The organism is Kitasatospora sp. NPDC057015 (genome assembly GCF_042673745.1).
Taxonomy (GTDB): domain Bacteria; phylum Actinomycetota; class Actinomycetes; order Streptomycetales; family Streptomycetaceae; genus Kitasatospora.
In genome coordinates this window covers 1-8,256 of sequence record NZ_JBHUSG010000099.1, presented here as the reverse complement: position 1 = coordinate 8,256, position 8,256 = coordinate 1, and the positions used below count along the sequence as shown (strand labels likewise).

Here is an 8,256-nt window from a genome sequence, read left to right as displayed (position 1 = left end):
GAGCCCACCGGTATGTGCGCGAGTGGCTGTCGGAGAGCTACTTCAACGAGTGGCGACTGGGCGGCAAGCTGGCGGCGGAGCTGGCCGGCCTGCCGGTGGGGCGGTCCAGGGCGGGATCGGGAGCAGGGTGGTCGGACCGATGACGGTGGGCGCGGTGGCGGCCGGGCCGGGGCGGCTTGTCGGCGGCGGTAGGCGGCGCTGGGGCAGTTGGTGTTGCAGCACTGCGGCTGGCGGCCGCGCCTGCCGGTGGCGGGGGTGGGTTCTGTGTCGCACGCCAGGCAGTGCGGGACGCCGAGCGGGCTCATCTGAGCGGGGATCACGTGATCAGGCTAGGGCGGGTGGCGGACCGTCCGGCGTCACGAGATCACGATTCATGCCGGGCCCGGTGGCCGGGCTCCAGGGCTGCCTTGACGCCCACCGGCGGGTTCAGGCGCTCTGCTGGTCGAGTGCGGCTCCAGCAGGGAGACGGCCTGCTGCGCACCCCGGGAGTACCGGGAGTCGCCGTCGGCCGCGAGGAGCCGCTACGAACACTGAGGCTTCCACGACCTGGTCCCGGATGGGCTCCTCCCCACCATGTCCTCGTGGCTGGGCAACCAGGTCGCCGGGATGTCGAACGAATACCTTGATGACCCGTCAAGGTACGGACGGCCTGGCCTGGGACGACTGTCAAGGTCCCGGCACGCTGGTCGCGCCCGCTGTCTCCAGGCGGTCGGCGTGCCTGCCCCTGGCCAGCTAGTTCTGCTGGGGTTCCTCGGAACCGCCCTCGCTCGCAGCAACGACCTTGCCGCCGACGAAGGCCACGCCCAGCGCGAGAGCGGCCACACCTCCGGCCACCACCATCTTCATGTTCGTCCCCAGGAACTGCTTGCTCTCGCTGTCCTTCTCATCCACCTGCCGCACGTTCCGGTCGAGGCGGTCGTGGAGGGACTCCCGCTGCGCCCAGCTGAGGTCGTCCCGGCCGAGGTCGTCCAGCAGGGCGTCCCGCTGGTCCTGCGAGGCCCGGTAGAAGTGGTTCTGGCTGTTCTCGTTGGCGGCGAGCGTGGACTTGTGGGCCTCCTTGACCGCATCGATGTTGGCGTTGCCCAGGTCCTTGAAGGCGGGGAACTGCTCGATGAGCTTGAGCCGCACCTCGGTGGCCATCTCGGGCATCGCTGCCGCGATCTTGAGCGCCTTGTTCCTCCAGGGCGCGATGCCCGACTTCCGCTTGCCCGCTGTCTCGTCCACGCCGCCCATGCCCTGACTCCGTCCGCCGTCCCGTGACGCCTCCCGGATACTAGCGGCGCCCACCGTCGGGCAGCGGCGCGATGCCAGGAATACCCACGTATCGCCGGGCGTTCCCGGGCCAGACCCTGCCGCCCTCAGGAAACCCGGTACCGTCCACTGCCCACGCCTCGGCCGCACCGCCCAGAAGACGGTTTGTCAGGAACGGCGTCACCAGGCCAGGCGGCCAGCCTGCGGCGCCGCCTTGATGGCCGCCCGCGGCCCGTCCGGCGGGCTCAGGCGCTCTGCTGGTGGAGAACGGCCCGGAGCAGGGAGACGGCATGCCGCGCGTCCCTGGCGAGCCGGCGGCCGTTGACACCCCGGTGAGGCAGACTGCCCGCCATGACAACCGCTGATCACAGCATCCTGACCGCGTGGAGCCGCGTCGGCACCTGGCTCACCGCGCACACCCGCGGCGGCCACGGCCGAGCGAGGCCGCCGTCGGATGCCGCGCGCCTGGACGCCTTCGAGGCGGACCTCGCCCTGCCCCTGCCCGCCGACCTTCGGGCCTGGTGGCTGCTGCCCGACGTCAGCGCGAGCCACTGGATTCCGGAGGCGTTCGCCCCGGTCTCGCTGGACGAGGCCCTGGAGACCCATGGGATCTGGCTACTGGTCGCCGAGCAGGAAGGCGAGTCGTTCGACGACAACGACCGGCCCGAGCCGCGCTACCTACGTGAGTTCATGCCGATCGCGTTGAGCCCCGGTGGCGACGGGCTGGTCGTCGACATACGCCCCGGTGACACCCACGGCGCGGTACTTCTCTGGGACCACGAGACCTGGATCCTGGACGCCCCCCAGTGGGGCTCGGTCACCTCGATGCTCCAAGACATCGCCCACGCGCTGGAGACCGGCACGCCCGCACTGCTGAGCCACGCGGCCCTCGGCGGCTCCCAGGAACCCCGCACTGCCACAGTCGATGGTGCACTTGATCTCACCTGGCAACCCGCCGCCCCGGGCCGGTGATCAACCCTCCCCGCTGGACTCACAATCGCCTGCGATATCTGTGGCATCAAGGAATCCGTCCAAGTGTCCGGCGGTACCTTGACACCCCCCGGCAGCGGGCCGCCGGCGCGCTCTCCCGGCACCTGCCCGGGACGCCGGCCGGGGCTGGTCACACCTGTTGCGGTACGCCTTCATGACGGTGCGGGCGGCCTGCTCGGGGGTGTCGTGCAGAATCGACTCCCGGGTGGCGAGGTCGCCGAGAAAGTAGCCCTCGTACACCACGACCCACCGGGCGGAGCCGAGGACGTCGCGCTCGACCCAGCCGACGGTGTGGCCCTCCGCCGTCACCAGCCACACGCCGCTGCACCGTCCAGCCCAGCAGCTTCCACCAGTTGTCGAGGTACACGTCGACATACTCAGTCGCGTACACGCGAACGTGCCCATGTGGCCGTACCGGCGGCACGGTGGCCCATCGCCGAGGTAACGGTGATCTCGGGAATCGGCCGGGGCTGCTCATCGCCCCGCGTGGTCCGCTCGGCAACCAAGAGGCGGAGGCAAGCGAGCGCCCCGGGGTGATGCTTCGGGTCGGATCTGGTTGCGGCGGGCGGGGGCGGGTTCGCCCGTGGTCCGGCGGGTCCGACGAGTCAGTGCTGGGACTCGTAGGCGAAAACGGTCTTTCCGATCGCGTCCTGCAACGGACTCAGTCGGTCGACGAGTTGCTGACGGCCGTCGGACCGGCCGTCGGACCACTGGCCGAGGCAGACGATCATCGCCCGACCGGAGCCGGTGAAGGCCTGGATCATGCCACTGTCCGGGGGCAGGGTGCGAAGTCCCGCGGTCGGCGGCGGAGCCTGCGCTCCGACTTCGAAGTCGTCGAAGGCCATGGTGAGCTCGGTGACCAGACGGACCGTGTCCTTCGGGTCCCTCATGGTGAAGACGGCCAGATTGAACTGGTTGTTCTCGGAGTCCTTGTAGAGCGCGACCTGCTCGGACACGCAGCCTTTGCCCTGCTCGATCATCGCGGCCAGTCGAGGACCGACCGAGTCCGGCTCGGTGCACGAAGCCAGGGTGGTCGCACCCACCTTCGTGTAGAGGGCGCCGGATGCGATCTTCACCTCCGCGGGGAAGGCCTGGTCCAGCGGGACCTGGGGGCGGCCCGCAGCGGCCGACGGAGCGGCGGAGGCCGTCACAGTGGCGGACGGCGCGGCGGACACCGTTGCGGAAGCCGCCGGGCCGGACCGATCGGTCGCCCCGTCCGGGGAGGGCTGCGCCAGCTTGAAGGCGAGGAACGTCAGCGCAGCAGTCCCCAGTGCCAGTGCGAGGTTGCGCGGCCAGACCCGCTTCGGCGGGCCGTCGTCGCCCGGGCGGTGGACCTTCTCCTCCTTGACGGTCGCTGCCTGCACGAAGTCATCGTTGAGTGTGACGTTCCAACGCGCGTCGTCGTCTGCTCTGTCCTGCCCCGGGGCCGGGTCACCGTTTTGCATACGGACATACCGTAGTGATCACACCGCACGCGTTGAAGATCGGCTGGTCACATCTCGATCACCTTTGCGGGTAGGTGGGGAGCCGCGGCCGTCCACGGCGGTCGTCGGTAGCGCTCCCCCAGCCGCGGTGGGCCTCTGCCTCCGCCTGAGTCCGAGTCCGAGTCCGCGTGCGAGCAGACCGTTCGAGCGCTTTCACGTGTACTCGGCTGAGCACATTCCCCTGTACGCCGACACCTGGTCGTCGAGGTCGTCGAGGCCGGTGCGGGCGAGGGTGCTCAGGACGACCCGGGCGGGGGCGGCGGTCAGGCGCTCGCCGACCAGACCCTGGGCCGGCGGCGTCCCCACGCCGCGGCGTCCGCCCGTCGTCTGGGTGATCTGCTCGCGGGTCATTCAGGTGGCCTTACGGCGGACGAATTCGCGGGGGCCGGGTGTGCGCCTCGCGGGCTGTTCCTTCCGGTCGGGATCTGTGCCGGATCGAGAGTTCTTCGGCGTGAGAAGGCGAGGTTTTCCCACTCGTCCAGCCGGTTGTCCGGGGCGCGGTACGGCAGGTGTCCGGGCAGTTTGGCGCAGTGCCCGTCCAGGCCCGGCAGGGTTCGCCCGGCCCGGACGGCGGCTTCCGCGGGCCCGGCCGGACGACGGGGCCTGCGGAAGCGGTGGGTCACTGCAGGTGGGCGGTGATCTGCTCGATGATCCAGTCGGTGACGGCGCGGGCGATGCCGGAGGCGGCGCCCCGGGCGATCTGTCCGGTCAGCTGCTGCTCGGCAGCGGGGGCCTGCGGACGAGCCGATGCCGGCTGCCCGACGGCCCTAACATCCGGGTGCGCCGGCTGCTCGGGGACAACGGTGATGGTGCGGGTGTTCACGCGGGTGGTGCGGGGCTTGCGGGACATCAGGTCCTCCCCCTCGGGGTCGCGGTGAGCGGTGGTCAGCCAGCCGGCTTGGGACACCACGATCGCGCCGGGAAGGACCCGGATTGGGTTCCGCGGAACGACGCGGACGATCCCGAAACCCACCCCTGTCGGTGCTGGTGGGGGCTACTGTGAGGGACTGCTCGACGGAGGATCACGGATGTCGGCGGACGATGGCGGACGCCTGACGACGGACCGCTCGGGAGGGGGCCGGGGCACCCGTAGGGGTGCTTGCGGCACGGGAACGCAGAAGTAGGTGGGGCCGCCATGGCAGCGGGGCACAGTGAGCAGGCGCAGGACGCCTTACGAGGGTTCGCGGATCGGTTGAAGGAGTTGCGGAGCGATGCCGGGAGGCCGAGCGGCCCGCGGCTCGTCGCGGCGGAGCCGAACCTGAGTACCAGCGTCATCAGTGAACTGCTGCAGGGGCGCTCGGGCACGTACCGGCTGCCGTCCTGGGAATCCGTATCGGCATTCGTCAACGGATGCATCAGGCACGCAGCAAAATCCAAATTCCCCCTGCCACCCCCGGCATCGGACGTCAAGTACTGGCGGAAGGAGTATGCCGCGCTCGTCAAAGAGGTCGAGGAATTCGACCGGGCCGTCACGGCCAGTGGATCCGGCTCTGCGGAAACCCCGGGGCCAGTGGGCTCCTCCACTCCTGCCCTGGCCGCTCTTGCCCCTCCCCCGGTCGTCCCGGCCGGGTTCACCGGCCGCGACGAGGACCTGGAGGAGCTGCTCGGCCTCCTCGCCCCCGCGGCGGACACCGAGGCGGGCGTGCCGGCTGTGGTGGTGGTACTGGGGATGGGCGGCATGGGCAAGACCACCGCCGCCCTGGCCGCCGGCCACGCCGCCATCGGGCGCGGCCTGTTCACCGGCGTGCTGTTCCTGGACCTGCACGGCTATGACGACACCCCCACCGACGCCGCCCACGCCCTCGACACCGCACTGCGCGCCCTCGGCACCGACCCCGGACAGATCCCGCCCGACCCCGACCAGCGCGCGGCCCTCTACCGCGCCCAGCTCGCCAACCGCACCCGCCACGGCGAGCGGGTCCTGGTCCTCGCCGACAACGCCTCCGAGGCCGGCCAGGTCGAGCACCTCCTCCCGCCAGGGAACGGTACGCACCGGTTGCTGGTCACCTCCCGCAACGACCTGTCCTCCGCCCTCGGCGCGGTGCGGGTGGACCTGGACGTCCTCACTCCCGAGCGGGCCGTCGCCCTCATGGAGGGGGCGCTGCGCATCACGTCGCCCAAGGACGGGCGGATCGCCGACGATCCGGACGGCGCGGCCAGGGTGGCGGAGTTGTGCGGGTATCTGCCGTTGGCGTTGCGGATCGCCGCTGCCCAGCTGGTGGTGAGCCGTGGCTTGAAGCCGGCTCAGCTGGTGCAGGACCTGGAGGTCTTGGACGAGCGGCTGGATGTGCTGGATGACGGTAAGCGGGCGGTGCGGGCGGTCCTGGAGCGCTCCTACCGGCGGCTGCTGATCCCCCACGCCGAGCTGTTCCGGCTGCTCGCGGTGAACCCGGGGCCGGACCTGTCCACCGAGACCGCCGTCGCCTTCACCGGCATCGGCAAGGTGAAGGACGTTCGTCTGCGTCTGGCCGCTCTCGAAGCGGCGAGCCTCATCCGCCAAGACCCGGACACCGGGCGTTGGCGCATGCACGATCTCGTGCGCGCCTACGCCACCGAACAGGCTCGCCAGAGCGCCCAGCACGGCGCCAGGGCTCAGCGGCGCCTCTTCGAGTATTACGCCCGCACCGCTCGGGCTGCCGCCGTCCATCTCAACCCCACGGCGGGCGGCGACAAGGAGCGCTTCCTCAACCGGGGCGCCGCCATGGCCTGGTTCGACGCGGAGCGCGCCAATCTCGTCGCCACCGTCCACACCGCACAGGCCACCGGCCACCTCGACATCACCATCAACCTGGCGTCCTTCCTGGCGGACTTCCTGGGTTCACGCCGGTATCTGCAGGACGCTCTGGTCCTCGGCACCCTCGCCCATGACGTCGCCACCTCCCTCGGCAACCGCCACAACGAAGCCATCGCCTGGAACAACCTCGGCAACGCCCTCACTGGATTTCGCCGCTTCGACGACGCCCTCACCGCCCACCAGCACGCCCTCGACATCCACCGCAACCTCGGCGACCGCCACCGCGAAGCCATGGCCTGGAACAACCTCGGCAACACCCTCAAGGAGCTGCGGCGCTTCGACGACGCCCTCACCGCCCACCAGCACGCCCTCGACCTCTGCCAGGACCTCGGCGACCGCCACCGCGAAGCCATCGCGCGGAACAACCTCGGCAACACCCTCAAGGAGCTGCGGCGCTTCGACGACGCCCTCACCGCCCACCAGCACGCCCTCGACCTCTACCGGGACCTCGGCGACCGCCACCGCGAAGCCGGCGCGTGGGGCAACCTCGGCACCGCCCTCAAGGAGCTGCGCCGCTTCGACGACGCCCTCGACGCCCACCAGCACGCCCTCGACCTCTACCGGGACCTCGGCGACCGCCACCGCGAAGCCATGGCCTGGAACAACCTCGGCAACACCTTGCAGGAGCTGCGGCGCTTCGATGACGCCCTCGACGCCCACCAGCACGCCCTCGACCTCTACCGGGACCTCGGCGACCGCCACAGCGAAGCCATCGCACGGAACAACCTGGGTACGGCCTTGCGGGGCGCTGGATCGTACGGGCAGGCGGTGGAGGCCGGTGAGCAGGCCGTGGCCGTGTTCCGGGAGTTGAAGGACGCGTACCGCGAGGGTGAGGCGCTCGGTGAGCTCGCCGCCACCTTGCTGGCGGCCGGACGGACGCCCGGCGAGATCCGGACCGTGAGGGAGGCATCCGCCGAGGCATACCGACGGGCCGGCGCCGAGGAAAAAGCCGTGACGGCCCTGGAGGACCCGCCGGAGCCGCACTCCTCGTAACCCGCCGGAGAACGACGGAAGGGGCGACGAGAGGGCGGCCGCTAGCACGGTCGGCGGGGTGCGGTGGGTCTGGGAGGATCGGCTCCGGCGGTGCGCGCCGCAACCCATTGCCGGCTGCGCGCACCGCCTTCACCTCACCGGCCGGTTCAGCGTGGGAGGCGGGCCTGACGGACAGTGCGCGCCGCCGACTCCGGCGGCGTGGAACAGCGGCTTCCCCGAACCGGTCGGTGCGTCAGGTCGTCCGTGGGTCCAGAGCAGCCTGGAGCAGGGAGACGGCGTACTGCGAGTCCTGGGAGAGCCAGGGCTCGCCGTCCGGCGGCGTCGACGACCTGGCGCCCATCGACGAACGCGGTGACGGTCGCGTTCACGTCCATCGCGTGGGGGCTGCCCGTGGCCCGTCCCGCCTCGCAGGCGCGGCTGCCCCGGTGCCAGTGGTCGGGCAGCACGGTGGCGGCGGCCGCAAGCCCGAGGTCGGTCAACCCCCAGATCATCTCCCCGTCGCCCTTGCGCTTGGCGCCGGGCGGGCGCGGCAGCGCGCCGGGCGTGCCCGGTCACCGAGCAGGCGCGGCCGACTGGCCGGAAAAGGGCAGGGCCACTCAGCGGCCCTGGAGCGCGCAAAACCCCGCACGCCCCAGCACCGTCACCACTAGCTAGTGTGACGCGCCACAAATCACGAGGGTAAGTTGATACCCTTTTATGGTGTCGCATCCTGGGCCCTCCGCTGTGTCGATCGCGCTGTCTGAC

At 71.0% G+C, this 8,256-nt stretch carries 6 protein-coding genes; 2 read left to right on the top strand and 4 right to left on the bottom strand.

Annotated elements, in window-relative coordinates; translation table 11 throughout:
- Nucleotides 1-732 precede the first annotated feature (732 nt).
- Nucleotides 733-1,233, bottom strand: coding sequence for a hypothetical protein (locus ACFTWP_RS40890; RefSeq protein WP_380270275.1), 501 nt, complete (start codon nt 1,231-1,233; stop codon nt 733-735).
- A 369-nt stretch (nt 1,234-1,602) separates the two neighbouring features.
- On the opposite strand from ACFTWP_RS40890, the gene ACFTWP_RS40885 reads away from it, so the two are divergent.
- Nucleotides 1,603-2,223: an SMI1/KNR4 family protein gene (locus ACFTWP_RS40885; RefSeq protein WP_380270274.1), complete on the top strand. Its 621-nt coding sequence runs from the start codon at nt 1,603-1,605 to the stop codon at nt 2,221-2,223.
- A 623-nt stretch (nt 2,224-2,846) separates the two neighbouring features.
- On the opposite strand, the gene ACFTWP_RS40880 is transcribed toward ACFTWP_RS40885, so the two are convergent.
- The 3 genes from ACFTWP_RS40880 to ACFTWP_RS40870 all read right to left on the bottom strand — a co-directional run bounded on the left by ACFTWP_RS40880 (nt 2,847) and on the right by ACFTWP_RS40870 (nt 4,575).
- On the bottom strand, nt 2,847-3,605 hold the full coding sequence (locus ACFTWP_RS40880; RefSeq protein ID WP_380270273.1) for a hypothetical protein: 759 nt from the start codon (nt 3,603-3,605) through the stop codon (nt 2,847-2,849).
- Between the two features lie 273 nt (nt 3,606-3,878).
- A complete protein-coding gene (locus tag ACFTWP_RS40875; protein WP_380270272.1) occupies nt 3,879-4,076 on the bottom strand; it encodes a hypothetical protein in 198 nt (65 codons plus the stop codon).
- A gap of 268 nt (nt 4,077-4,344) precedes the next feature.
- Nucleotides 4,345-4,575, bottom strand: coding sequence for a hypothetical protein (locus ACFTWP_RS40870; RefSeq protein WP_380270271.1), 231 nt, complete (start codon nt 4,573-4,575; stop codon nt 4,345-4,347).
- A 660-nt stretch (nt 4,576-5,235) separates the two neighbouring features.
- Between ACFTWP_RS40870 and ACFTWP_RS40865 the strand changes: the two genes are divergently transcribed.
- Nucleotides 5,236-7,512 (top strand): tetratricopeptide repeat protein, encoded by a 2,277-nt coding sequence (locus tag ACFTWP_RS40865; protein ID WP_380270270.1) that lies wholly within the window; start codon nt 5,236-5,238, stop codon nt 7,510-7,512.
- Nucleotides 7,513-8,256 lie beyond the last annotated feature (744 nt).